Raw genomic sequence first — 22130 nt, 5'->3', positions numbered from 1 at the left:
GGCGCAGTTTCATTTTTTTGCACGCGATCCTCCCTTTGCCGGGGCAGGCGAGCCGTCGCTAAGGGATCCTTTTGCCTCGTTTTTGCCGTTATATGCGCCTTGCTCCGGGCCGGAAAGAGGCGCGCGGCCGTTTGATGCGGCGTTTTTTTTAGAGGAATCGCCGGCGACGTTCCGATTCGATTTTTCATTCGGAGCGGCGGATTTTGGATCATCATCGTGCGCTGCGCTTGGATCGGCGGCGGCGCCTGCCTCCGCATCTTTTTTAGCCGCTTTATCCGCCGTATCCGCGTCGTCAGGCGCATTTTCGGATTTGTCGTTTTTTGACGCGCTTGTTATCGAACCTTGCACGCGGCCGCTCATGGTTATCTCTTGCGAGTCAAGTTTTAAGCTTATTTCCTGTGCGCGGAATATATCGTCGCCTTGTACTATCTTAGGGCTCCCACTCATTTCAAGCAGTTGTTCGTTCTTATGGTAAATCGCATAGGCGCCGGTGCATACGTTGTCCTTTTGCCTAAGCTCTATGTTTATTTGCAGAACTGCCGTTTCGGTGTTTTGATTATACTCTACCATCTGGGCTTTGGCCGAAACTCCGTTTTTGGGATCCGTAAGCTTCACGTCAGTGTCAAGGACGGCGATCTTTGTCTCTCTGTCATACGAGAGCCTTCCGCATGTAAAATCCATCTCCGTTTTGGTATTTTTTACAAAAATATTGCCTTCCGCCTGAATATATCTGAAATTATCGCCGCTTATGCCGATCTTATCGGCGGCGATTTCCATCGAATCGGTTTTTACAAAAGCGTGGCCTTCCAAATTTGTTCTGTCGTTTTTGCCGCCCGTGCTTCCGGTCATGCCGTCGGCTCTAAATGTTATGACATCGGAAAAAGCCGGAGACAGGATAATAGCTAAAAAAAGAAACTTTATCGCTTTTGTGAAATTTTCAGTTATGAAATTCTTCATCTTGTTAAAATTCATGAAATTCATGGAGCGACTTTATCTGCGTTTACCGCTGCAAAGCCGTCCGAAGTCTCTGCAGTTCCGGTTGCGCTTCCCGTAACGATAGTCCCTTCCGTTTCGCCGCTGAAGGAAAAACCGTTGCTCACGGCGCTTGCGGAAAAACCTCTGCCCTTAAGAGTTATGTCGTCCCGCACAAGGGTTACAACCTCATCTTTCCCGCCGGTCAGCTGCTGTGAATCGGCATTCCAGCGCACGCTTTGAGCGGAGATTGTAGTTTTTTGAGGGTGATTTTTTATTATTATGTCTCCCAGCAAAATGTATTCTTTTTTTTTGGAATCGGCGGACAGGAGCGAGCAGCTTCCTTCGCTGTTTATTTTTTCATCGCCGTCGTATGACGCGAATTTTATATTTTCCGCATAGGAAACGGCTCCTTTTTTATACTGTTCTATTTTGTCCGCGTAAACGTCAAGGTTTTTTTTTGAATTTTCGATTCTATAAAATTTTGCATCGGTAAAAACGATTTCGGGAACAAAATCGTCTGCAGACGGCATACCGTTTGCATAATTGAGAGAGCAGGCGCTCAAGGAAATCATAAATATTACAGCAAATGCCGCCGACAGTTCCTTCATTTTTGTTTGTTTCTTATTACCGCTCCAATAAAGGCGATAAACAGCGGATGAGGATTTGAAGGGCGCGACACGAATTCCGGATGATACTGAACTCCTATTCCCCAAGGATGATCCTTCCATTCAAAAGCCTCCGTCTGCGAGTCGGAAACCGCCGTAGCGGAAGTTATAAGACCGTTTTGCGCCATATCGTCTTCATAGCGTTTGTCGAAGGTGTATTTGCTTCTGTGGCGTTCGCTGATCTGTCTTTTTTTGTATATGTCGAAGATCTTCGTGTTTTTATTCAGGTTGACTAAAGCGGCTCCCAGCTTCATAACGCCTGTAGACGTAATTCCCGCCTGTTCTTCAGGCAGACTTATAATTGCGTGTTTGCAGTTCTGCATGAATTCCGTGCTGTCGGCGTCTTCCCATTTTAAAAGCGAGCGGGCGGTTTCTACGGCCATAAGCTGCATTCCAAGGTCGATGCCCAGATACGGCACCTTGTGTTCTCGCGCATATTTTACGGCAGCTAAGAGCCCTAAAAAGCCCCTCTGTCCGTAATTTCCGGGAACTACGATTCCGTCCAAGCAGTTAAGATATTTGTCTACGCTGTCGATGTTTTCAAGAGTTTCGGCGTCTATCTTTTCTATTTTCAAATCTATCTGATGCGACGTTACCGCAGCGTGGAACAATGATTCCCTTACGGATTTATAACAGTTGTCAAGATAGTCTTTTTTCCCGACCATACCGACCGTAACGGTCTGCAACGGACTTTTTAACTTATCAAGAAAGTCAGTCCATATGGAAATATCGCATTTTTTTTGTTTAAGCCCGAGTTTTTCAAGGATTTTCGCGTCGATTTTCTGTTCATGAAAAAGGACGGGCAATTCGTATATGGATTTTTCCACGTCGGTGGACGTAAATACCGCTCCGGGAGAAACGTTGCAAAAAAGCCCCACCTTTTTTCTCAAAGCCTCGTCAAGCATTTGCTCGCAGCGGCATAAAAGGATGTCGGGCTGTATTCCCGCTTCCTGAAGCTGTTTTACCGAATGCTGTATAGGTTTGCTTTTTAATTCCCCGCCTATGATGATCGGAACCAGCGCCAAATGAATGCAGACCGTATTTTGTCGCCCCAGTTCTCGTATGAGCTGGCGTACGGCTTCCAAAAAAGGTATGGTTTCTATGTCGCCTACCGTTCCTCCCACTTCTACAAGGACTATGTCGGCGCCGCTTTGCGAGCCGAGGTTCAAAATGCGGCGCTTGATTTCATCCGTTATGTGAGGAATTACCTGAACCGTGCGGCCGTTGTAGCGTCCCGCTCTTTCGTTTTTTATGACGGAATTATAGACTTTTCCGATCGTTATGCAGTTTGCGGAAGTAAGATTTACATCGGTAAAACGCGAGAAATTTCCCAAATCCAAATCCGTTTCGGCGCCGTCTTCCGTTACGAAAACTTCCCCGTGCTGATACGGGCTTATATTTCCTGCGTCCACGTTAATGTACGGATCGCATTTCATCATTGCGACTTTATAACCGCAGCATTCAAAAAGGCTGCCCAGCGAAGCGGAAGCTACTCCTTTGCCCAAGCTGGAACACACGCCGCTTGTTACCAGAACATACTTACTCATGGAAAATAATTTTCCCATTTAAGAGGTATTTAGTCAAGATTTACAGCGCGGCGTAGGAAAATGATTTACTTTTTCCGTATTATGTGTATTATAATAAAAGATATGGCTGATTTATTGACAGATGCGGAATTTGAAAAATTCCGCAAGATAATTTACGAGCAAAGCGGTATAACGTTTTCGGAAACGAACCGCTCCGTTCTAGACAGCAGGATAAAGGAACAGCTTCACGAAAATAAGATCGACAGCGTCGGAGCGTATTATAATCTGATAATGTCGGACAAAGAAGCTATGAAGATCATGCTGGATTCGGTGACTACGAACCTTACTCGTTTTTTCCGTAACCAGCCTCACTTTGACGCCTTTACGAATTATGTCGTTCCGCACCTTCTTGAAGAAAAAAAGAAAACGGTCGACAAGGTTATCAGAGTTTGGAGCGCAGGATGTTCTACGGGGGAAGAACCGTACACCATTGCTATGATCCTGAAGGATATCTTGCCTGCCGGTTTTGACTTTGCCGTTACCGCTTCGGATATTTCCCTTAAATCGCTTATGGTGGGGCAGCAGGGATTTTATTCCAACGCCCGCATAACGGGAGTTCCCGAAAAATACTTGGAGCGTTTTTTTACCAAAAGCGATTCGGGCTATCAGGTAAAAAAAGAACTGATGGATAAAATCAAATTCGATTATCATAATCTGCAAAACGATTCGGGAATGAGAAATCTCGACGTCATTTTTTGCCGTAATGTTTTGATATATTTTGACGAAGCCGCCCAATTGGCCGTAATAAACCGATTTTGGAATTCCCTGCTTCCGCATTCCTATCTTTTTATAGGACATTCGGAATCTTTGTTCGGCATGGATACAAAATTTGAATTTCTGAAAACGGACTGGGCTTGTTTGTATCAAAAAAATATAAAATAAACACTCGAAAATTTGTATGTAGCCTGCCGGCGGGCTTATCACCGGACGGGTCGCATAGCGGTCTTGAATTTTAACGTCGTCTTGTTTTTTCTTTGCAATTATGTTACAGAAGGAGCAAGATTTTAGTTGTAAAGAGGGCTTAAAATTATGGATGATATATCCGTTCTTGTTTGTGACGATTCAGCGTTAATGAGAAATTTGATCTCGCGTATTATCGATAATACCGAAGGGATGAAAGTGTGCGCCAAAGCTATGAACGGCGAGATCGCTCTTGAGCGGATTCCCGAAATGAAGCCTGACATTATGGTGCTTGATATTGAAATGCCCGTGATGGACGGCGTGCAATTTTTGAAGGAACGCAAAGCGCGCCGCTGGGATATTCCCGTAATAATACTTTCAAGCGTCGCGACTAAGGGCGCCGCAGTTACCATGCAGTGCCTTGAATTGGGAGCGAGCGATTTCATCACCAAGCCGAACGGATCCATATCGGCCGACCTTTCGGGGATTGCCGAAAACCTTGTGGAAATGCTCGCTTCTTACGGAAATCCGTATGCTGCCAGACAAGGGAAAAAAGTTTATCCCGTAGATTTTTTTCATCAGCAGATGAAGTTAAAAAGGGCCGAACAGCTTGTCATAGAAAAGAAAGGCGCCGCCGCTGCGCCGCAAAAGCCTGCAGAACCGGCTAAACCGTTTTCTTTTTCATGGAAGGCGCCTGCGGAAGTCAAAACCGCGGCTACAATTACGCCCGTCCGCAATGGAGATCGCATAGATATCATTGTCATAGGAATTTCTACCGGCGGCCCGAATGCGCTCCGCGATGTATTTAAAATGATCGACCCGCATTTAAAACAGCCTATACTCGTGGTTCAGCACATGCCTGCAGGTTTTACAAAAGAATTTGCCATAAGCCTTAACAACATCTGCCCGCTTGAAGTAAAGGAAGCCGAAGAAGGAGACCTCGTTCAAGGCGGACACGTGTATATAGCGCCCGGAGATTATCAGATGTGCATAGCTCGCGGGCTTAAGGGGACGGAAATCCGTCTTTCCAAGGATCCTCACAGAAACGGACACAGACCTTCTGTAGATTATCTTTTTGAATCCGTCGCCAAAGAATATAAAAACCACGCCCTCGGAGTGATAATGACCGGCATGGGCAAAGACGGAGCCGCCCAGCTTGCCGAAATGCGAAAAGAAGGCGCATGGACCTTAGGTCAAGACCAAGAATCCAGCATCGTATACGGCATGCCCAAAGTTGCGTGGGAATTGGGCGGAGTGCAGAAGCAGGTTCCGCTTGCGAAAATGGCCGACGAGATAAGCGCGCTTGCGCGTGAGCATTTAACTTAAGATTTCCGTTATTTCAGGTTGAGCGGGTTTTATCTTTTTTCTGCTCAGCCAGAATACAGTTGCAGCCGCGGCGGAAAATCCCAGCAAAACAAAACCCGCTTGAAGCCCCTCCGCCGCGGCTGTCTTGCCTAACGTTGCTGCGGCAGGCCGTGCAAGAAAATATCCTCCTGCGGCGCAAAAAATCGGGAAAATCAGCGAAAAAACGGCTTGAGCAATTTCATGCTTTTTTGCGGAATTTATCTTAACTATGGAGCCTTCCTTTAGCGGCAAGCCCTTCGTGTTTGCCGCTTCGAAAGGGTGCCCGCGTTTGGCGCATCCTTCTTTGCAGCTTAGACATGCGTCTTTTATTAAAGGAATAACCGTGATCTTTTTTCCTGAAACCGCCGTCACTAAAGCCGTGTCATGCATCCGCGCCGCCTCCTTTTGTTAGAGATCGCATTCTTTCAATGCAGTCGGCTTTTCCCGCCCTGTTTCCCAACTCGTCGTATGTGTCGCGAAGATTATAGAGCGCGTCGTAATAATATGGATTTAAAGTTACTGCGCGTTCAAAAGCTTCCGATGCGTCCGTGTATTCCTGCCGGTTAAAAAAAATCACGCCCGCCGTATTCCAAAGATGGGGGTCTTCGGGTTCTATTTCCAGAGCTTTCGCGCAGTACGCCATGGCCGATTCGGTGTCTTTTGCGGTGTTGCAAAGGATGGCCATAGTGTCCAGAAATTCGGTGTTTTCAGGATCAAGTTCAAGCGCTTTTTCCACTGCGGCTTGCGCCTGCTTTATGTCGCCGGAATCGCGGTACGTTACTCCCAAATTGAACCACAAGAGATGATTCGTGGTTTCCATTATTATTGCCCGTTTGAGACAGACTATAGCGTCCTTGTAGTCGCCCTGCGATGCAAGTCTGATCGCCTGCGCGTTTAGGGTTTCAATATTTTCAAGCATAAGCTCTCCGCATCATTTTATGTCCGGTATCATATTTCGGAAAAGCCTTACGATGTCGGAATCGTCGTCGGCAAGACCGGAATACAAGGCCGACAGTTCCCTGCTTTTTAAATTCACAAGGTCTTTCCCTTCGGCGTAAGCGTCTTTTACGGCTCCGTTTTTTTCAAGCAGCGATATGCATTTTTCCACGCATTCGTCATCGATTCCGTTTTTGCGCGCGCTTGCCATGTACCGGGTGATAAGATCTTTGTCTTGGGGGCGCTTTTGCAAGTGCAACAGTACCGGAAGACTTTTTTTGTTTTCTACAATATCGTCCCCTCTTTGTTTTCCTGCGTTTCCGGTGGTAAGGTTTTGAACGTCGTCTAAGATTTGAAAACCTATGCCGATCTGTGCGGCAATTTTCCCGGCTTTTGCCGCGTCGGATTCGTCTCCTCCCGCTGCGATTATACCCGCTTGGGCTGCAAGAGAAGCTAATGTACCCGTTTTATTTTCAACCATGGCCTTGTATTCTTCGACAGAAGGAATAAGGCCGGGCTCGCGGTGCCAAAGTATGTCCATCGCCTGTCCTAAGTGCAGGCGGCGAAGTTCCTGCGTGTATAATCGGAACAGTCTGTTTTTTATGTGTTCCGGAGCTTGAAGGGTGTTAACGCATACCGCCGCTTCAAAATAAAGCCATGACGCGGCGTTTATCGCCGTGTCGATTCCGAAAGTTATGTGCGCCGCAGGTTTGCCGCGCCGCATTTCGGAGGCGTCTTCAATGTCGTCATGGATAAGACTTGCCGTGTGCACAAATTCTACCAGAGGAACGATGTGACGGGCATTTTTCATAATATTTTTTTTTGCTTCAGGATCTTTTTTCGCCGTATGTTCCGCCGTAATTTTTGCACACAGGATAAGCAACAGCGGCCGCCAGCGTTTGCCGCCGAGTTTTAAAAGTTCTCTGCACGGAATTGTCAGCGCATTTAAATGCGAAGGCGAAACACAATCGGGGATCGACAAAAAAGATTCGTTTTTCCATTCCCGCGTGTATGTCTGAGGCAAGGCTTTGTCCAATTCGGCTTCTATTTCCGCCAATTCTTCTTTAATCGAGTCGGAGCGGTCTTTATCCATATCTTAAAGTATAGCGGAATGCGGAAGAAAAGACAAAGGCTAAATGCAGGGGGGGGGGCATTATGGGTTCGGCGCTGATTTTTTTTAAAAATTTGCCGAAACTATAAGTATGGCGTCGAATTCATATGAAAAACCAGACTTTTGGTCCCGCAAAGCGTTTTCGGAGGGTTATCCTGCGCGTTCGGTTTATAAATTAAAAGAAATGGATATGAAATTCGGTTTGGTAAAAAAGGGTTACACGGTGCTTGACTTGGGTTCTGCGCCCGGAAGTTGGACCGTGTTTTTGCTTCGCAGTTTGGAAGGAAGCGGAAAGGTCGTTTCCTGCGATCTAAATCCTCTTGCAAAGGATGTAAAAGGCGAAAACCTTGTATTTCTGCAAGGAGATCTGAATTCTTCCGATATAAGGGAAAGGATAAGGAGTTTGGGACCGTACGACCTTGTAGTCTGCGACGCCGCTCCTCTAACTACCGGAAACCGTACTGTAGATACCGCACGATCCGAAGGGCTTGTGGAAATGGCGCTTTGGTATGGCGAAACCGTGCTCAAAACCGGAGGAAACTTTGCCGTAAAAATTTTTCAAAACGGCGATCAGCAGAAATTTTTAAAGTACATGAAGGATGTGTTTACTTCGGCGCGCGGCTTTAAACCTTCTGCGTGCCGTTCGGAATCGTTTGAGACCTATTTACTTGGCATAAACAAGAAATTAGGTGTAAAATAAAATTCTCATTGTTCGGAGTTTTTTACAATATGCGGCTTAACACATATAAAATATTGATCCGTTCTCTTATATCCTTTTGCGCTGCGGTGGTTTTTGCCGCGGTTGTGCTTGAAGTAAAGAGTTTTTCCAAAGCCGATTCCGGACTGGGCGGACTTGAAACTCCCGAAATGCCGACAGCATCGGCGGAAGAAGAAAATTCGGATTATGTTATTACATATCAGTCTTACCGCGTTGATAAAGGCGACATGATCGGAGCGATCGCCGAAAAATTCGGAATTACTCAGGACACTATTATAAGCGTGAACAACATACGCCAATCAAGGCTGCTCCAAATAGGACAGTATCTTAAAATTCCGAACATGCCGGGCATCATGTATTCAGCTAAGGGGAACGGCGAAACCGTCGCATCCGTAGCCGAAAAATACAAGGTGGACGCTAAAAAATGCGCCTTGGTAAACAATCTTCCCGAAGGCTCGTCTCTTTCAGACGGGCAGACTATTTTTATTCCGGACGCGGAGCTTGACCGCATAACACGGCAGGAAATCAACGGCGACCTGTTTATGCGGCCTGTCAGGCGCTATTACATTTCTTCCGCTTACGGATGGAGGTTAAGTCCGTTTACAGGCAAGCGCTCTTTTCACAGCGGAATCGACATGTGCGCCCCTGCCGGGACTTCCGTATACGCAGCTTTAGGCGGTGTGGTTTCCTTTGTGGGTTACAACAATGTTTACGGCAACTATATCATTGTTTCTCATCATTCAGGGTATAAAACGCTGTACGGGCATCTGAGCGCGACCCTTGTTTTAAAAGGGCAAGGCGTTTCTCCCGCAACTGTGATAGGAAGGGTGGGAAACACCGGGTTGAGCACGGGGCCTCACCTTCATTTTACGGTTTTTAAAAACGGCAGAACCGTAAATCCCTTTAATCTTTTAAAATGAAATTATCCCGCAACCCGCAGCGTTTCGATTTTTTTTACAAAAAAATCCATATTGCATCCCACAAAAAAAGCGCAGTATACGGTTATCATTCCCGCAAACAGTAAATAAAAAGGCAGCACCAGCATTTTATATGAATCGCTTCTCGTCATTATACCGAAACAGATCATTAAAAGCGTCATCACTATTCCTGCGGCGATCCATCGTGAAAGCGAAATGGGACTTTTTTCTATATTTTCCGCAGAAAATACGGGATCTATCTGTTTAAGGACTTTTTCAATGCTCTCGTCCGTTACCGGGACTTGTATTTTAACCGGCCCCTGCATGAGTTTTTCGGCCATAGTCATAAGTCTTATCTCCGTGCGGCATTTTTTGCAGAATAAGAGCCGCAAAGTAAGGTGCAGGGGGATTCTTTCGTTTTTGTCGAGCAAAAGAAAATCATCCATGATTTTATTATAATTTTTCATAATTCCTCCAATAATATTAAAAGTCAAAGTGCGCTTCCTCCAATTTATCGCGCAAAATTTGCTTAGCCCTGAAAATATGAGACTTTATAGTGTTGACCGGGAAGCCTGTGATTTCGCTGATCTCCGCATACGGAATGTCGTAAAAAAAATACATGTCAAGGCAGACGGCAAAGCGCTCGGGCAACTCGTTAATTGCAAGACGCACGGCTTCAAGCGACGTTTTACGGATCTGACGTTCTTCCGGAGAAAGATCGGGCGCGACGAGAGAGTCTTCGTCGGCTATGGGCATGTATTCTTTTCTTCGGTTTACCGCATTTACAGCCATATTGTACGCAATCCTTGTGAGCCAAGTTGAAAAGAGCGATTTGCCTTGAAATGAAGAAAGCTTTGTGTAAGCGCGCAAAAAGACTTCCTGAACGAAATCTTCGGTGTCGGCCGTGTTTTTAAAAAAGCTTATACCGAGTATTTCTATTCGGCGCTTATAAAGTTTCATGAGCACCGCAAAAGATTTTGTGTCGCCTTTAAGAGCCGCCTTGGCGAGCGCATAGTCACGTTTTATTGCAAGCTTATTTTTAATGCGCGCAGCGCTGTCAATCGGCATTAGTGTTTCTAAAATCCGGATTCACTTTGTAGAAAACAAGCATGCACAGTCCCAACATGAGAGGGATTACACCTCCTAAGAGCGCGTAGCCGAGCCCTGCCATAAGCAGAAAAAAAAGCGTCAGCACGAAACCTGTTCCCGTGAGCAAAAGGCCTACGAGCAGGGAAAATGTTTTAAGGTCGAATTTTGCCGGTTTATAGCCGCCTGTGCGGATCTGGAGCTTTATCTCATGATGATGCCATAAAAGATAAAAGAATATGATTATCCCTCCGATCACTATTCCTACGATGGGAATTACGGCAAGCACTACCTGCGCTCCCGCCGATGTTACGCTGTTTTGCATATTTACAGTTTTACCTCCGTCGTATTAGTTAGACGCACAAGAATATAATAAGGTTGCAATATCATGCCGCAAGGCGATGCCGCACCGTATTATCAGTCGCGCAGCCTCATGAGCAAAAGCGTTAATCCAAGAAGATATATTCGCTGAAATAAACGGCTTTTATTTTTCCGAGCACAAGTTCCGCGTTGATCCGGCGCTCAAGTTCGGTTTTTATTTCTTTTTCACCCATAGCTAAAAGCTCTTCCTTTGTGTATTTTGAAAAATAATCTGTTATGACCGACCGTATTTTTCTGGCCTTTTGGATGAGCTCTTCATAAAAAATTCTGTCACCGGCCGGGTAAGAAATCCACGGAGTTATTATGACGGGACTTCCTCTGTCTTTTCCGCTTTGGGGTTTGGAAAACGAACGGAGCCTGCCCAGTTCCGTAAAGGCCGCGTATTCTTTTGCTACAGATTCGGGCGCAGGATCGGCCTTTCTCATGTTTTGCCCGGGAGAAGCCTTGCCTGAGGCAAAGCTCAACGCAGTTATTATGATTATTGCACCTGCTATTGCGACGGATATTAGGGCTAAGATTTTATTCAGTGAAATCTGCATATTAACAGTTTATATTATAAACGGATCGTTGTCAGGCTTAAACGCGCGGCGCACGTTTTGCACATCCGTACGCAGACATGGCGCACTTGCTCGGCGCGCATGTTTGCAAGGTTCCTCGGCTTACGGCTAAATTATCCGCGGATCCATCCTTCTTTAAGGCCTTTTTCAATGTTTTTTTGCACCCACGGCCACAAGCGCGGCATAAACTGCTTTACGAGCGCCATCCTGTGTTCGACGTCTTCCTTTGACGCGGACGCCTGAATCCAAGTGTGTCCGCCTGTGAGGGTGTTGTGCAAAAACGGCTGCAGCCTGTCCATGCAGTTTGCAAATTTAGAATCGGCGCTTTCCATCGCTTCAAATTCCTGCCACATTGCGCTAAATTTTTTCCCCTGATCTTCTGGAAGAATGGAGAACAGTTTTTTTGCCGCATTTTTTTCGCGTTCGCTTTTATCTTTATAGCCTTCTTTGTCAAAGGCAAATGTGTCGCCGGCGTATATTTCAACAAGATCGTGGACGACGCAAAGACTTACGCAGTGAGGGACATCCGGTTTTTCAATTGCATATTCGCTGAAAAGCATGCACATGAGCGCTATGTGCCACGAATGCTCCGCATCGTTTTCACGGCGGGAACCGTCGGTCAAAAGCGTCCTTCGCAGAATTTTTGTCATTTTATCGGCTTCGACGCTGAATTTAAGCTGCCGGTTCAATCTTTCATCTTCGGAAGGGGTAAACACTTCCAAAATATTTTTGTTTTCCATGGTTTGATTATAAAGATTTATTTTAGATCGGTATACGGCGGCATTAACTGAATATCGATGCGGTTACGGATCGTTTCAAGCAGATCTTCAAGTCCCTGTCCCGTTTTGGCGCTTATAAAGGAGGCGTCGGGAAAATTTATTTTTAACGCGCTTAATTTTAAATCCTCGTTTTCAAGACAGTCTATTTTATTGAGAGCGACGATACGCGGTTTTTTTGCGGCGCCTATTTCTTCAAGCACGTTTATGCACGTATCGTATTGGTTTTTTATATTTTCGTCGGAGGCGTCAAGCACGAGCAGCAAAAGATCCGCTCTTGCCGCTTCTTCCAATGTAGATTTAAAAGCGTTTACCAGGCTGTGCGGAAGACTGCTTATAAAACCTACGGTGTCGGATAAGAGCACGTGGCTTCCGTTTTTAAATGCCAGGCGCCTTGTTGTCGGATCGAGCGTCGCAAAAAGTTTATTTTCAACGAACACGCCGGCTCCGGTGAGCGCGTTCATAAGGCTTGACTTGCCTGCGTTTGTGTAGCCCGTAAGGGCGCAGACAGGCATGGAAAATTTTTCCCGCCTTTTTCGCTGAACGTCGCGGTTTTGAACGACTTTTTCAAGTTCCTTTTTAAGCTGCCGTATTTTTAAGCGGACGCCGCGCTGATCCAGTTCAAGCTGGGTTTCTCCGCTTCCTTTGGAACCGTAATTGCCGCCTCGCTGGCGCGACAGGTCTCCGTATGAATGTGCGAGCCTTGGAAGAGAATATTCAAGGCGGGCGAGTTCGACTTGCAGAGAGGCTTCTCTTGTCTCTGCCCGCTTGGCGAATATTCTTAGAATTACTTCCTGTCTGTCGAAGACGGGCTTTTTAGCAAGTTTTTCCCAGTTGCGCTGTTTTGTGGGGTCGATCGTAAAATCGAAAATTATGCAGTCGGCTTCCGCTTCTTCCGCCGCCTGAATTATTTCCCGCACCTTGCCTATGCCCATGCCGTACGCAGGCGTAGGATTCGGCCGCACGAGAGAGGTCTTTCCTGCGATGTTCATTTCCAGCGTAGAAATAAGACTTTCAAGTTCGCTCAGATCGCCGCCTGCGCTTCCTACCAAAAAGCACTGTGTTTTTCTTTCTTCTTCCTGCCGAATTTCTATCACCGTTACAGTATATTTAATCGGCGTTTTTTTATGAAGCGGTTTTCGTTTTCTTTAGTTTTGCTATTATTATCCGCCTGTTATATAATTAAATCTGCTTTTATAAGCATTTTACGCCGATAATGTTAGAGTAAAATCGTCTTTAAAAAACAGCATGCAGGAAAATCGCAATTCCCGGGAATGCCGTTTGCGGCGTCTTGAAAACTCGCCTTTAGCGATTTTTTTCGAGAATTTAAATTGTGGAGGATGACAAAATTACCTCTGGTCAAAAAAATGCAGTCAGTCTGTTGGTAGCCGTTTTTCTGTTTGCCGCGTTTGCGATTGCGGCCTTTTCAGGGCTTTTTTCCGCAATAGAAACACGTTTTTACCAGCCTGCAAAAGTTTTAGGGATTACTCGCCAGCTTGACGATATAGCCGCAGGCTACGACTTATATGTAAATTCTTTGCTCGGCAAACTTGAAGCATATACGGCCGAAAAACCGGTAGCTTCATATTTGACGCAGCGTGCGTCCGACGAAGATGTGCGCGAAAGAAGCCGTATTACCGGAGCTCTGTTCAATTCCGTTCCGGGGCTGTCGGGAATACGCATAATCGATTCGAACGGTCGAAGCGTCCACTTCAGCACTTATTCTGCCGATCTATTACAAAATTCCGAAAATTTACGCGTTTATAAAAACTACGGCGCTTTAAGCGCTCCTTCCGGCACTCAGGAAATTCCGTTCAGTAGAATTTCCGTCGCCGACGGAAGCGTTGTCGCTGACGGCGGCGCTGAAAAATATAAAATCACGCCGGACGCCGCCAATCGTCGTGTAATTTTTTCGTTTCCTTTTTACGACGTGTATACCGCTTACCGCGGCACCGCCGTTTTTTATTTAAGTTCGGCCGATTTTAATCGTGAACTTTCAGCCTTAAATCTTATTACTCTGAGCGAAACGGGGATTCTTTTGGATTTTGCCGACGGCACGGCGTCATACGGATATGTTTTCGGACTTCCGGTAGCAGGGCGTGATTTTTTTGAAAAGCAGATTTTGGAACGGTGGAAGGGTAATGAAAAAGGCCCTGAAAGGATAGTTTCGTATGAAGAAAGCGGCGGGAGAGACGGCTTCGAAACGGCGAACGATAAAAACGCCGGCGGCGAAAACTTCGAAAGCGCGAACGGTAAAAGCGTCGACAACATAACCGGCGATGAAGGCGACGACGTTGATGGCGGTTCCCGCAGTGAAATCGTCCGCAATAAAAATATCGATGGAAAAATGACCGGCAAATCGAAGGGGGCCGTAAGATATTGGGTTTTACTTTCAAGCAAAAAATCTTCCTTCGCCGTCATTAGCGGCGTCTATCGCGACAGTATTTTTGTTATGCCGCAGACCGTGCGAATACTTTTACTCGTTTGTGTTTTTATTTCTTTATTCCTTGCGGTTTTTTTATTGCTCAGCCTCAAACCCGACGACATGGTTGTAATCCAAAACCGCATAAGGCGTTTTCAGTTTTCGGTTGTAAACGAATATTTGAATAAAAAAATGGACGTTGACTGGAGCGCCGTAGTAAAAAATATCGAAAACCGCAAGGATGAGGTTTCCAAAAGTATAAGGAAGAGCTTAGGGCATTACCGTGTAAAAAAATACGGAAAAGAAGTTGACGAATTGCTTAACAAAAGCTGGGAAGAAATCTTTGCGGCTCTTAATGTACGCTCGGGGGCAGCCATAGCCGCCGAAGAAAGAAATAACGCTCTGCAAAATTCCGCCGAAATAAAACAAATGCTGCAGGAAATTTTAGGCAGCGGCACAATAAAGATACAGGCTGCTGCCGTACCGGGAGCGGGCGCGTCGGGGACGGGTGTTTCGGAAACGGCCGGCGGAAACGGCGCAGGCGTCGAGGCGAAGAATTTTACTGCTTTGGCGGGAGATCCTAAGCCGGCGGAGAGCGTCGCGGAAACTGAAAATCAGATTCCCGGCGAGATCGGAAAAGACGAAGATCTCGCTGTGCTCGAAGATGCTGAGGATGTCGAAGAGCTTGAGGAAAGCGGCGATGATGAAGACCTTGATGTTGCCGGCGATTCCGCAGAGGCCGGCGAAATTGAAGACCTTGTCGCTGCGGAAGAAGCTCCGGGCGAAGAGAAACTTGTCGCTGCCGAAGACGTCTCCGAAGTCGAAGACTTTGTCGCTGCCGATGATATCTCTGACGCGGAACCGGTGGAAGAACTCGCCGCTGCTGCTGAGGTCGGCGAAAATCTTGCTGCCGCCGCCGACGTTTCCGGTACCGAACCTTCCGCCGGCGAGGAAGTCTTTGAAGCGGAACCGGTAGAGGAACTTAAAGACGCCGACGAGGTAAAACTTCCCGCTCAGGCTGCCAATGATGTTAAATTGCCCGAAGCGGTAAAAGCTGCGGAATCGGAGGCCGCGTATGTCAGACCTTCCGGAGCAGCGCCCTCCGACCACAAAGAAGCCGAACCTACGGTGGAAACCGCGGCCCCGAGCGCCTTGGAAATGCGCCCAGACTCCGGCGCAACGCCCTCGGCTCCCGAAGCGGCCGGACAGAATGAAGATAAAAAATCAGAGTTTGACGAAAAACCGGGATTTGATTCGGACGCTAAAGAAAACCGTGTCGTTTCGGAAGGCGATGTTTCCGATTTTCAAATATCGTCTCCGGATTTTGATGATTTGGACGACGAAATGCCGCGGAAAGAGCCAGATTTTACCGATACTGTTGCCGACGCCTACGCTGATCCCGATACCTATACCGGCGATCGCCCGATAGATTCTGAAGATACTGCACTTGTCGGAGGTTCGGCCGTTTCAGAAGCTGATATGCCCGCAGAAGAAGTCTTTCCTCTTGAAGAAATTTTGGGTTCAGCTTCGCGGCCGTTCGTTCCTGATTTTTCTTTTACGGCCTTTGCAGCACGCGGAAATGCGCCGATCACGGAAATAGCTGGGGCGGAAGAAGCGGATAAAAGCCTTTCTGAGAGTAAAGACGACAATGTCGCGGATAAAAATAATGCCGTCATTATTGCCGAAGACGACGGACTTTTCAGAATATCCGACAACATTCGTACAGAGGGCACAAAAATAGATCCGTCTTTTAAAAAGCTTGTAGAATCCGTATTAAAATAACGATTTATTATCCGCAAATAATCCGTTCCGAGTCTGTTCGATAAATTACGCTTATAAGTTCCGAAAAGAAACCATCTTGAGTATCCTCGGTTTGCGCGGCAAAGCGGTCAAAGATTTGATTCAGCAGGGAGCGGCCTTTATGGACGGACTTGTGCAAATCAGTCCGCGTGTATCGGGTGTGTGGGCAACGGAGAATTTCCCCTACGACTATAAAACCCACAGGAGGACGGTTGACCTTATTCCCGCCGCTTGTTGTCAATGATTCGGACACATTGACGGCGCATATTCGTGCTCTTTTGACCGTCAGCCGCCCGACATGAATCCTCTCTTAGTATGAGTACGCGGCCTGTTCCCGCCTCTTGTCGTCAATGCGCGATTGCCGAAAAACCTTTGTTTTATTATACTTAGGTTCAATGAAACATTTTGCAGAATTAACCGTGCGATCATACGAATGCGATTCTTACGGACACGTTAATAACGCGGTGTACTTGAACTATCTTGAATATGCCAGAATGGAATATCTTCACAAGATAGGATTCGATTATAACGCCGCAGTGGCCGAAGGTTTTTACCTTTATGTGACGCATATAGATATTTACTACAAGGCTTCCGCCTTTCTTGACGATAAGCTCACGATCGAAGTGTGTTCGGTTAATCTTGGCGCCGTATCGGGGACTATGCATCAAGTTATACGCAAGGAAGACGGCACGGTTTGCGTAGAAGCCGACGTTACGTGGGCAAGCGTGAACAAAGAAAACGGAAGGCCTTGCCGTCTGCCTGAAAAATTTATGGTTCCCGGATTGCTGCCCGATAAGTCCGGAACATAAGAGCCGGCGGCGCATAAAACTTCGCGTAAAACTTTTTGAAAACATCGGTAAAACTTCTTGCGGGGAAAACCATGGAAATAATACTTAAAGATCTTGTAAAGACATACGGCGGAAAAACTTCTATGCAAGTGCACGCGGTACGCGGCGTAAGTCTTATTATTCCTTCAAACAAAATTTTCGGTATCATAGGCAAGAGCGGGGCGGGAAAATCCACCCTTGTGCGTCTTATAAGCCTGTTGGAAAGTCCCGATTCGGGTGAAGTGTTTTACGACGGAAAACGTGTAGACGATCTTTCGCCATCCGCGCTCATCGTCCGGCGGCGCCGTATAGGTATGATATTTCAGAATTTCAACTTGTTCAGCTCAAGGACGGCAGGGCAGAATATAGCCTATCCGCTTGAAATCTGCGGAGTAAAAAAAGAAAAAATCAAAAGCCGCGTTAAAGAAATGCTTGAACTCGTAGGCCTTGCAGACAGAGCCGACGCGCCTATTTCAACTCTTTCAGGCGGGCAAAAGCAGCGTATCGCCATAGCGCGCGCTCTTGCAAACGATCCCGACATACTGTTTTGCGACGAAGCTACGAGCGCCTTGGATCCGCAGACTACGCATTCCATTCTCGATCTGATCAGGCAGATTCAGCAAAAAATGAACCTTACCGTTGTGATGATAACGCATCAGATGGAAGTTGTGCGCGACGCCTGCAGCTATGTAGCCGTGTTAAACGACGGAGCCGTAGTCGAACAGGGTTCCGTAGAAGATATTTTTATGCATCCTAAGACTGAGGCGACGAAGGAATTTCTTTCGCACTTGCAGCCGCCGGCCTGCACGGATGACGGCAATATGATACGCTGGTCTTCCGGCGGCGGGGCATATTTGCTCCGCTTCAGCGGCAATCTCACCGACGAGCCTGTTTTAAGCCGCCTTTCCAAAAAATTCAACGTCGAATTCAATATAAGGGCCGGCGGCATCCAAAAATTGCAAAACGGCAAGGTAGGCACGCTTTTAACCGACATCACAGGCGAAAAGGCGGAACTGGAAAAGGCCTTCGCTTATCTTAAAAGCGAAGGCATCTTTGTTGAAAAAACGGATGCGGGTAAGTAATTCTCTACATAAAATTTGAAAATAGGTGAAAGTATATGATGGATCTTTATAAATTGTTTACGCTTGTTTTTGACGCCACGGTGCAGACTATGATCATGGTGTTTTTGTCTACGCTGTTCAGCGTTGTTCTGGGGCTGCCGCTGGGCGTTTTGCTTTGCATTACGGCGCCTGAAACGGGTATATGCCCGCGGCCGATCTTAAATCAGGTTCTTACAAGGATCGTAAACGTTTTGCGCTCTTTTCCGTTTATCATACTCATGATTCTCCTGTTCCCCCTGTCGCGCATTTTGATCGGCACGAGCATAGGCACAAAAGCCACCATAGTTCCTCTTTCAATCGCTGCGGCTCCGTTTGTGGCTCGGGTGATAGAGACCGCTCTCAAAGAAGTTGATCCCGGGGTTGTGCAGGCGGCGCGCTCTATGGGATCGACTCTCATGCAGATCGTAACGAAGGTTCTTCTGCCGGAAGCTATGCCTTCTTTAATCGACGGAATCACGCTTACGATCATAAACCTCATAGGGTATTCGGCTATGGCGGGTGCGATAGGCGGCGGCGGACTTGGCGACCTTGCGATCCGCTACGGCTATCAAAGGTTCAGAACCGAAGTGATGGTTGCCGCCGTCGTTGTTATTCTTGTGTTGGTTGAAGTTATACAGTTTACGGGAACGAAAATTTCAAACAGGATAATATCGAAACGTTAAAGTGCTGTCGCGCGCAGTTTTCACTTTGCGCGCAGTGTTTACCGCCCTCTTTTAAACTTTTAATCCGGCTGATCGACGGCGATCTGAAACGCTGCCGCTTGCAGTTTTGCGACAGGAACCGCTTGAGTTTAAGCCTGTGTTTTGCGGCGTTCCGTTTTAAGCCCTTATTTTTTACCGATCATCGTCTGCATAAGCTGCGTGAACAGATATATTTTTTTATATATCCTAACGCCGAAGTCTTTGATCGGTTCGTCCGAAAAATGCTCAAGTTCCTTCCAGTTTATGATTATTTCAGCTCTAGGCATTTTTGCGTAATCTTCCAGCAGTGTTTTTACGGTTTTGCCTATGGTGATGAGGTTTTGGGTGCAGACTACAAGGAATTCCTTTGCCGCGTCGTTTGCGTCTTCTATAAGAGTTGAAGCTATGTTTGACGCATCGCGTTCTCTCAAAGTTCTGGGCATGAGAGTCTTTATCTTTATGCCGATCTCGTTGTCTTCGGCAAGTTTTTCGTCAAATTCCGTGATTTTTTTTGAATAATCCAAAAGGTCGTTGTATGCTTCAGACATCGGTGTTGAAAGCGGGGAAGACGTCCACTGACCGCGTACCAGCACGAGGTCCGCAAAGGCGCGAAAGTCGGCTTTTACAAAATCAAGCAAAAACGCTTTAAGGTAATTGAGCGGTTGGCAGTACGCGAACATGGGCAGTTTGTGCTTTATAAAATCCGAATTTGCTTCTTCAGTATAGTTTTTTAATCGCGCGATCGCTTCCGTACCGAAAAGCTGGGTGAGCAAGCCGTCTATCTGGTTCTTTTTTTGCTCGCCGTGAAGTTTTTGAATCGTTTGCAGCGCTTCGTTTTTTACTTTTTCAATGAACGGTTCCACGACGTTCGTAGTCTGCGTGGTGATTGAAATTTCATAAAACGGATCCTTGTCTATGAGTTTTATGAGTTTTTCAAAAATTCTGTCGCGCTTCATGTTGTGCAGCCTTGAAAGAATTTGCGTCCAGCTGCGCATGGGCAAAGGTTCCGTTCCTCTGGAATCTTTAAAAAATGAAAAGAGCGACGACCAATCTTCATCTTTTTCAAGCACTAAGGCGACGCTTACAAAATCTTTTATGTCTTCTTTTACATATTTTGAATTAATGGATTCAAAATGGGGCTGAACCGTAAAATCGTGTTCCTTGAGGGTAGGACAAAATTTTTTGAGCAGGAAAAAGTAGTCGTATGTGCAGAACGCTTGAAAGCGCTGAAAAGAAGCGTATAAAAGATCGATCTTCGTTATTTTTTCCATGTCGAAGGACGAAACAAACTGATCTATCTGCTGATGTATCTGTTCCGAAAGCTGACTTACGGGAACGGATTTTGTCTTTTCCCTTATAGCCGGTTCCGACAGCTCTTGAGAAAGCGTAAGCTGATCTTCGGAAAGAGCCGACATGACTATGCTGTTTTTTATTGCGGCCGGATTGTTCATCGATTGAATCAATGTTTGCGCCGGAGATATGATTTTATAGATTTGATAAAAAAACTTTGCCAGCGAAGGGAGAACTTCATCCGATGAAAATTTATAAAAATTGAAATGCGACTTTGACAGGTCTTTAGCTATGGATTTTAATTGCTTCTTTTTAAGAACCTCAGGATCTCCGATCCCGAAGATGGAATCTATAAGTTTTTGAATAAAATTCCTATTATCCGTTTTATCCGTTTTGTTTTCTGCCATAAGTTTAAATATGAGATAAAAATAACGGACTGTCAAGACAATAGTTGGACATGGAAACAAAAAAAGAAATTGACCGAAGAAACGGCCAAACGGTCCTGTACGACAAGCAAGAAGTACAGGATGAAAATCATCGACGAGTTTATCGCGACCACAGGTTACGGGAGTTCGATTTGTGAATTTATCTTGGATAAAGTATGATGTTTTTTATCTTTTTCCATCGCGGCGAGCAGCGGTGCGTATTCGGCTTCTTTTTCCGCCAAGCATATGCACCAAAACTGCACGTTCACTTCCTGATCGGACAAGGGGACGGTGACTTTGCTTTTAGGAACGGTAGCGCGGCTTGCCGCCAGAGTCAGTTTCTTCAAGCGGGCGGAGCAGGATAATCAATTATACGCGCTTTGCGACGTGTGTACCGCTTCCGCCGCTTTGGAAAGGTTTCCGCATTCGGCAAAGGCGATAAGCTCGCGCAGCTGATAGAGTTCCATAAAGACAGTATATTACGCTATGCGTTTTTGATATAGTCTGGGAAATTATAATGCAAGAGATGGATATAAAATTCTTTGTTATCAGGAGATATTATTCGAGTTTTCAAAAGAAAACTCGCGGATATATGTGTGCGCGCTCGCGCATTAATGCAGCATTTTCGGAATTTGACACTCCTTTCAATGCCGAATCCAAAAGATTCCCGTCACGCACACCGTCAATCCCACCTGTTTGTTCGATAAGAGAACTGTGGAGCTTTACGACTTGTTCGTACTCAAAAAAAATCATTGAGCCAATTCCCGATAGGCCTTTTTATTCCGATCGATGAGAGAATCGGAAAGTGTGAAAAGTTTTTCATCGGAAACAGTATTATACGAAGTTTCCTCTTCCAAAACGGTTATGATTACTTTTCTGCCGTTGTAACGTTCAAGCGAAGAATCGTCTGTAAGGATTTTATTCCCCTGAATAATTCCGGTTGTTGCAAACATTTTACCGTCTCCGAATAGTAGTATAACGTATTTATGACCATTTTGCAGTAATTTTCAAAAACCTTTTGATATGAACAGTACGTTTTAGAAGTGTTCACAATTAACCAGATTTAAAGTGCTTGACACCAAATGCGGTGTCATTTTATGATAAATTATGTCGCAATGGGAAAAATTACTGGAGAAAATAAAATGTCTTGATAATAATATGCGTTTTTCGGAATTGGAGGATTAATATGAAAACTTTTGAAGAATATATAAAAATGCCATATAAATTGGAAATTATCCCCGACTCGGAAGAAGGCGGATATGTTGCATCTTATCCAGATCTTCCGGGTTGTATTACTTGCGGTTTAACAATTTCGGAAGCCGTTGAAAATGCCGAGGATGCAAAGAAAGAGTGGATTTCTGCGGCTATTGAAGACGGAATTTCCATAAATGAGCCGAATTCAGCCGATTCTTATTCGGGGCAGTTTAAACTACGTATTCCGAAAACGTTGCACAGGACTCTCGCCGAAGATTCTAAAAGAGAAGGCGTAAGTATGAATCAATATTGTGTTTATTTGCTTTCAAAAAATTCGGAAAAAGAGCATGTTGTATTGACACAAAAACAAGCGGCATTCATATGACTTTATACAGACACACAAAAGAAGGCGTACCTCA

At 45.9% G+C, this 22130-nt stretch carries 26 protein-coding genes; 10 read left to right on the top strand and 16 right to left on the bottom strand.

Annotation, left to right across the window (positions count from 1 at the left end; genetic code table 11):
* Positions 1 to 9 precede the first annotated feature (9 nt).
* From HRI96_RS09040 to HRI96_RS09030, 3 genes are read right to left on the bottom strand one after another with little or no spacing between them, the layout of a single operon-like run.
* Positions 10 to 981: an LptA/OstA family protein gene (locus tag HRI96_RS09040; RefSeq protein WP_256729203.1), complete on the bottom strand. Its 972-nt coding sequence runs from the start codon at positions 979 to 981 to the stop codon at positions 10 to 12.
* Positions 978 to 1583 (bottom strand): LPS export ABC transporter periplasmic protein LptC, encoded by a 606-nt coding sequence (gene lptC / locus HRI96_RS09035; protein WP_210117047.1) that lies wholly within the window; start codon positions 1581 to 1583, stop codon positions 978 to 980. Before lptC ends, HRI96_RS09040 begins: the two co-directional genes overlap by 4 nt.
* Positions 1580 to 3187, bottom strand: coding sequence for a CTP synthase (locus HRI96_RS09030; RefSeq protein ID WP_210117046.1), 1608 nt, complete (start codon positions 3185 to 3187; stop codon positions 1580 to 1582). Before HRI96_RS09030 ends, lptC begins: the two co-directional genes overlap by 4 nt.
* A gap of 102 nt (positions 3188 to 3289) precedes the next feature.
* Here HRI96_RS09030 and HRI96_RS09025 point away from each other — a divergent pair, with 102 nt between their 5' ends.
* Together HRI96_RS09025 and HRI96_RS09020 are read left to right on the top strand one after the other, a co-directional pair.
* Entirely contained in the window at positions 3290 to 4108 is an 819-nt protein-coding gene (locus HRI96_RS09025) for a CheR family methyltransferase (protein WP_210117045.1), read from the top strand.
* Between the two features lie 147 nt (positions 4109 to 4255).
* Entirely contained in the window at positions 4256 to 5452 is a 1197-nt protein-coding gene (locus tag HRI96_RS09020) for a protein-glutamate methylesterase/protein-glutamine glutaminase (RefSeq protein ID WP_210117044.1), read from the top strand.
* Here HRI96_RS09020 and HRI96_RS09015 read toward each other — a convergent pair.
* From HRI96_RS09015 to HRI96_RS09005, 3 genes are read right to left on the bottom strand one after another with little or no spacing between them, the layout of a single operon-like run.
* A complete protein-coding gene (locus HRI96_RS09015) occupies positions 5444 to 5860 on the bottom strand; it encodes a SoxR reducing system RseC family protein (protein ID WP_210117043.1) in 417 nt (138 codons plus the stop codon). The two genes, HRI96_RS09020 and HRI96_RS09015, sit on opposite strands and share 9 nt — an antisense overlap.
* Positions 5853 to 6389: a tetratricopeptide repeat protein gene (locus HRI96_RS09010; protein WP_210117042.1), complete on the bottom strand. Its 537-nt coding sequence runs from the start codon at positions 6387 to 6389 to the stop codon at positions 5853 to 5855. The genes HRI96_RS09015 and HRI96_RS09010 overlap by 8 nt, the downstream gene beginning before the upstream one ends.
* A 12-nt stretch (positions 6390 to 6401) precedes the next feature.
* The gene (locus tag HRI96_RS09005) at positions 6402 to 7499 is read right to left on the bottom strand and encodes an FPP/GGPP synthase family protein (protein WP_210117041.1); all 1098 of its coding nucleotides are present in this window, start codon (positions 7497 to 7499) and stop codon (positions 6402 to 6404) included.
* Between the two features lie 109 nt (positions 7500 to 7608).
* Here HRI96_RS09005 and HRI96_RS09000 point away from each other — a divergent pair, with 109 nt between their 5' ends.
* Together HRI96_RS09000 and HRI96_RS08995 are read left to right on the top strand one after the other, a co-directional pair.
* Entirely contained in the window at positions 7609 to 8217 is a 609-nt protein-coding gene (locus tag HRI96_RS09000) for an SAM-dependent methyltransferase (RefSeq protein ID WP_210117040.1), read from the top strand.
* Positions 8218 to 8246: 29 nt separating this feature from the next.
* A complete protein-coding gene (locus tag HRI96_RS08995; RefSeq protein ID WP_210117039.1) occupies positions 8247 to 9155 on the top strand; it encodes a peptidoglycan DD-metalloendopeptidase family protein in 909 nt (302 codons plus the stop codon).
* A 2-nt stretch (positions 9156 to 9157) separates the two neighbouring features.
* Here the strand turns inward: HRI96_RS08995 and HRI96_RS08990 are convergent, their stop codons facing one another.
* The 6 genes from HRI96_RS08990 to hflX form a co-directional block, all read right to left on the bottom strand.
* The gene (locus tag HRI96_RS08990; RefSeq protein WP_210117038.1) at positions 9158 to 9619 is read right to left on the bottom strand and encodes a hypothetical protein; all 462 of its coding nucleotides are present in this window, start codon (positions 9617 to 9619) and stop codon (positions 9158 to 9160) included.
* Positions 9620 to 9635: 16 nt separating this feature from the next.
* Positions 9636 to 10220: an RNA polymerase sigma factor gene (locus HRI96_RS08985; RefSeq protein WP_210117037.1), complete on the bottom strand. Its 585-nt coding sequence runs from the start codon at positions 10218 to 10220 to the stop codon at positions 9636 to 9638.
* A complete protein-coding gene (locus tag HRI96_RS08980) occupies positions 10210 to 10563 on the bottom strand; it encodes a hypothetical protein (protein WP_210117036.1) in 354 nt (117 codons plus the stop codon). The genes HRI96_RS08985 and HRI96_RS08980 overlap by 11 nt, the downstream gene beginning before the upstream one ends.
* A gap of 121 nt (positions 10564 to 10684) precedes the next feature.
* Entirely contained in the window at positions 10685 to 11158 is a 474-nt protein-coding gene (locus tag HRI96_RS08975; RefSeq protein ID WP_210117035.1) for a flagellar basal body-associated FliL family protein, read from the bottom strand.
* Between the two features lie 131 nt (positions 11159 to 11289).
* Entirely contained in the window at positions 11290 to 11916 is a 627-nt protein-coding gene (locus HRI96_RS08970) for an HD domain-containing protein (RefSeq protein WP_210117034.1), read from the bottom strand.
* A gap of 17 nt (positions 11917 to 11933) precedes the next feature.
* Positions 11934 to 13049 (bottom strand): GTPase HflX, encoded by a 1116-nt coding sequence (gene hflX / locus HRI96_RS08965; RefSeq protein ID WP_210117033.1) that lies wholly within the window; start codon positions 13047 to 13049, stop codon positions 11934 to 11936.
* 236 nt (positions 13050 to 13285) lie between these two features.
* Here hflX and HRI96_RS08960 point away from each other — a divergent pair, with 236 nt between their 5' ends.
* From HRI96_RS08960 to HRI96_RS08940, 5 genes are all read left to right on the top strand, one after another.
* Positions 13286 to 16156, top strand: a complete 2871-nt coding sequence (locus HRI96_RS08960) for a hypothetical protein (protein ID WP_210117032.1) — start codon at positions 13286 to 13288, stop codon at positions 16154 to 16156.
* Positions 16157 to 16196: 40 nt separating this feature from the next.
* On the top strand, positions 16197 to 16418 hold the full coding sequence (locus HRI96_RS08955) for a DNA-binding domain-containing protein (RefSeq protein WP_210118677.1): 222 nt from the start codon (positions 16197 to 16199) through the stop codon (positions 16416 to 16418).
* A 151-nt stretch (positions 16419 to 16569) separates the two neighbouring features.
* Positions 16570 to 16983, top strand: coding sequence for an acyl-CoA thioesterase (locus HRI96_RS08950; protein ID WP_210117031.1), 414 nt, complete (start codon positions 16570 to 16572; stop codon positions 16981 to 16983).
* Positions 16984 to 17054: 71 nt separating this feature from the next.
* Positions 17055 to 18083: a methionine ABC transporter ATP-binding protein gene (locus HRI96_RS08945; RefSeq protein WP_210118676.1), complete on the top strand. Its 1029-nt coding sequence runs from the start codon at positions 17055 to 17057 to the stop codon at positions 18081 to 18083.
* Positions 18084 to 18118: 35 nt separating this feature from the next.
* On the top strand, positions 18119 to 18784 hold the full coding sequence (locus tag HRI96_RS08940; protein WP_430741160.1) for a methionine ABC transporter permease: 666 nt from the start codon (positions 18119 to 18121) through the stop codon (positions 18782 to 18784).
* A gap of 164 nt (positions 18785 to 18948) precedes the next feature.
* On the opposite strand, the gene HRI96_RS08935 is transcribed toward HRI96_RS08940, so the two are convergent.
* The 4 genes from HRI96_RS08935 to HRI96_RS08920 all read right to left on the bottom strand — a co-directional run bounded on the left by HRI96_RS08935 (position 18949) and on the right by HRI96_RS08920 (position 21470).
* Positions 18949 to 20499, bottom strand: a complete 1551-nt coding sequence (locus HRI96_RS08935) for a DUF5312 family protein (RefSeq protein WP_210117030.1) — start codon at positions 20497 to 20499, stop codon at positions 18949 to 18951.
* 155 nt (positions 20500 to 20654) lie between these two features.
* Complete coding sequence (locus tag HRI96_RS11765) at positions 20655 to 20864, bottom strand: hypothetical protein (RefSeq protein ID WP_256729202.1); 210 nt, start codon at positions 20862 to 20864, stop codon at positions 20655 to 20657.
* A gap of 18 nt (positions 20865 to 20882) precedes the next feature.
* On the bottom strand, positions 20883 to 20984 hold the full coding sequence (locus HRI96_RS08925) for a LysR family transcriptional regulator (protein ID WP_210117029.1): 102 nt from the start codon (positions 20982 to 20984) through the stop codon (positions 20883 to 20885).
* Between the two features lie 282 nt (positions 20985 to 21266).
* Entirely contained in the window at positions 21267 to 21470 is a 204-nt protein-coding gene (locus HRI96_RS08920; RefSeq protein WP_210117028.1) for a hypothetical protein, read from the bottom strand.
* 233 nt (positions 21471 to 21703) lie between these two features.
* Here HRI96_RS08920 and HRI96_RS08915 point away from each other — a divergent pair, with 233 nt between their 5' ends.
* Complete coding sequence (locus HRI96_RS08915; protein WP_210117027.1) at positions 21704 to 22096, top strand: type II toxin-antitoxin system HicB family antitoxin; 393 nt, start codon at positions 21704 to 21706, stop codon at positions 22094 to 22096.
* Positions 22097 to 22130 lie beyond the last annotated feature (34 nt).

The sequence above is a fragment of the Treponema parvum genome (genome assembly GCF_017893945.1).
GTDB lineage: Bacteria > Spirochaetota > Spirochaetia > Treponematales > Treponemataceae > Treponema_D > Treponema_D parvum_A.
Note: the sequence above shows the minus strand (reverse complement) of the source record. Positions and strands in the feature narration are given on the sequence as shown.

Bases quoted from the DNA above. Each gene is read 5' to 3' on its own strand.
- HRI96_RS09040 (WP_256729203.1), bottom strand. From the start codon at position 981: ATGAATTTCATGAATTTTAACAAGATGAAGAATTTCATAACTGAAAAT.
- lptC (WP_210117047.1), bottom strand. From the start codon at position 1,583: ATGAAGGAACTGTCGGCGGCATTTGCTGTAATATTTATGATTTCCTTG.
- HRI96_RS09030 (WP_210117046.1), bottom strand. From the start codon at position 3,187: ATGAGTAAGTATGTTCTGGTAACAAGCGGCGTGTGTTCCAGCTTGGGC.
- HRI96_RS09025 (WP_210117045.1), top strand. From the start codon at position 3,290: ATGGCTGATTTATTGACAGATGCGGAATTTGAAAAATTCCGCAAGATA.
- HRI96_RS09020 (WP_210117044.1), top strand. From the start codon at position 4,256: ATGGATGATATATCCGTTCTTGTTTGTGACGATTCAGCGTTAATGAGA.
- HRI96_RS09015 (WP_210117043.1), bottom strand. From the start codon at position 5,860: ATGCATGACACGGCTTTAGTGACGGCGGTTTCAGGAAAAAAGATCACG.
- HRI96_RS09010 (WP_210117042.1), bottom strand. From the start codon at position 6,389: ATGCTTGAAAATATTGAAACCCTAAACGCGCAGGCGATCAGACTTGCA.
- HRI96_RS09005 (WP_210117041.1), bottom strand. From the start codon at position 7,499: ATGGATAAAGACCGCTCCGACTCGATTAAAGAAGAATTGGCGGAAATA.
- HRI96_RS09000 (WP_210117040.1), top strand. From the start codon at position 7,609: ATGGCGTCGAATTCATATGAAAAACCAGACTTTTGGTCCCGCAAAGCG.
- HRI96_RS08995 (WP_210117039.1), top strand. From the start codon at position 8,247: ATGCGGCTTAACACATATAAAATATTGATCCGTTCTCTTATATCCTTT.
- HRI96_RS08990 (WP_210117038.1), bottom strand. From the start codon at position 9,619: ATGAAAAATTATAATAAAATCATGGATGATTTTCTTTTGCTCGACAAA.
- HRI96_RS08985 (WP_210117037.1), bottom strand. From the start codon at position 10,220: ATGCCGATTGACAGCGCTGCGCGCATTAAAAATAAGCTTGCAATAAAA.
- HRI96_RS08980 (WP_210117036.1), bottom strand. From the start codon at position 10,563: ATGCAAAACAGCGTAACATCGGCGGGAGCGCAGGTAGTGCTTGCCGTA.
- HRI96_RS08975 (WP_210117035.1), bottom strand. From the start codon at position 11,158: ATGCAGATTTCACTGAATAAAATCTTAGCCCTAATATCCGTCGCAATA.
- HRI96_RS08970 (WP_210117034.1), bottom strand. From the start codon at position 11,916: ATGGAAAACAAAAATATTTTGGAAGTGTTTACCCCTTCCGAAGATGAA.
- HRI96_RS08950 (WP_210117031.1), top strand. From the start codon at position 16,570: ATGAAACATTTTGCAGAATTAACCGTGCGATCATACGAATGCGATTCT.
- HRI96_RS08945 (WP_210118676.1), top strand. From the start codon at position 17,055: ATGGAAATAATACTTAAAGATCTTGTAAAGACATACGGCGGAAAAACT.
- HRI96_RS08940 (WP_430741160.1), top strand. From the start codon at position 18,119: ATGATGGATCTTTATAAATTGTTTACGCTTGTTTTTGACGCCACGGTG.
- HRI96_RS08935 (WP_210117030.1), bottom strand. From the start codon at position 20,499: ATGGCAGAAAACAAAACGGATAAAACGGATAATAGGAATTTTATTCAA.
- HRI96_RS08925 (WP_210117029.1), bottom strand. From the start codon at position 20,984: ATGGAACTCTATCAGCTGCGCGAGCTTATCGCCTTTGCCGAATGCGGA.
- HRI96_RS08920 (WP_210117028.1), bottom strand. From the start codon at position 21,470: ATGTTTGCAACAACCGGAATTATTCAGGGGAATAAAATCCTTACAGAC.
- HRI96_RS08915 (WP_210117027.1), top strand. From the start codon at position 21,704: ATGAAAACTTTTGAAGAATATATAAAAATGCCATATAAATTGGAAATT.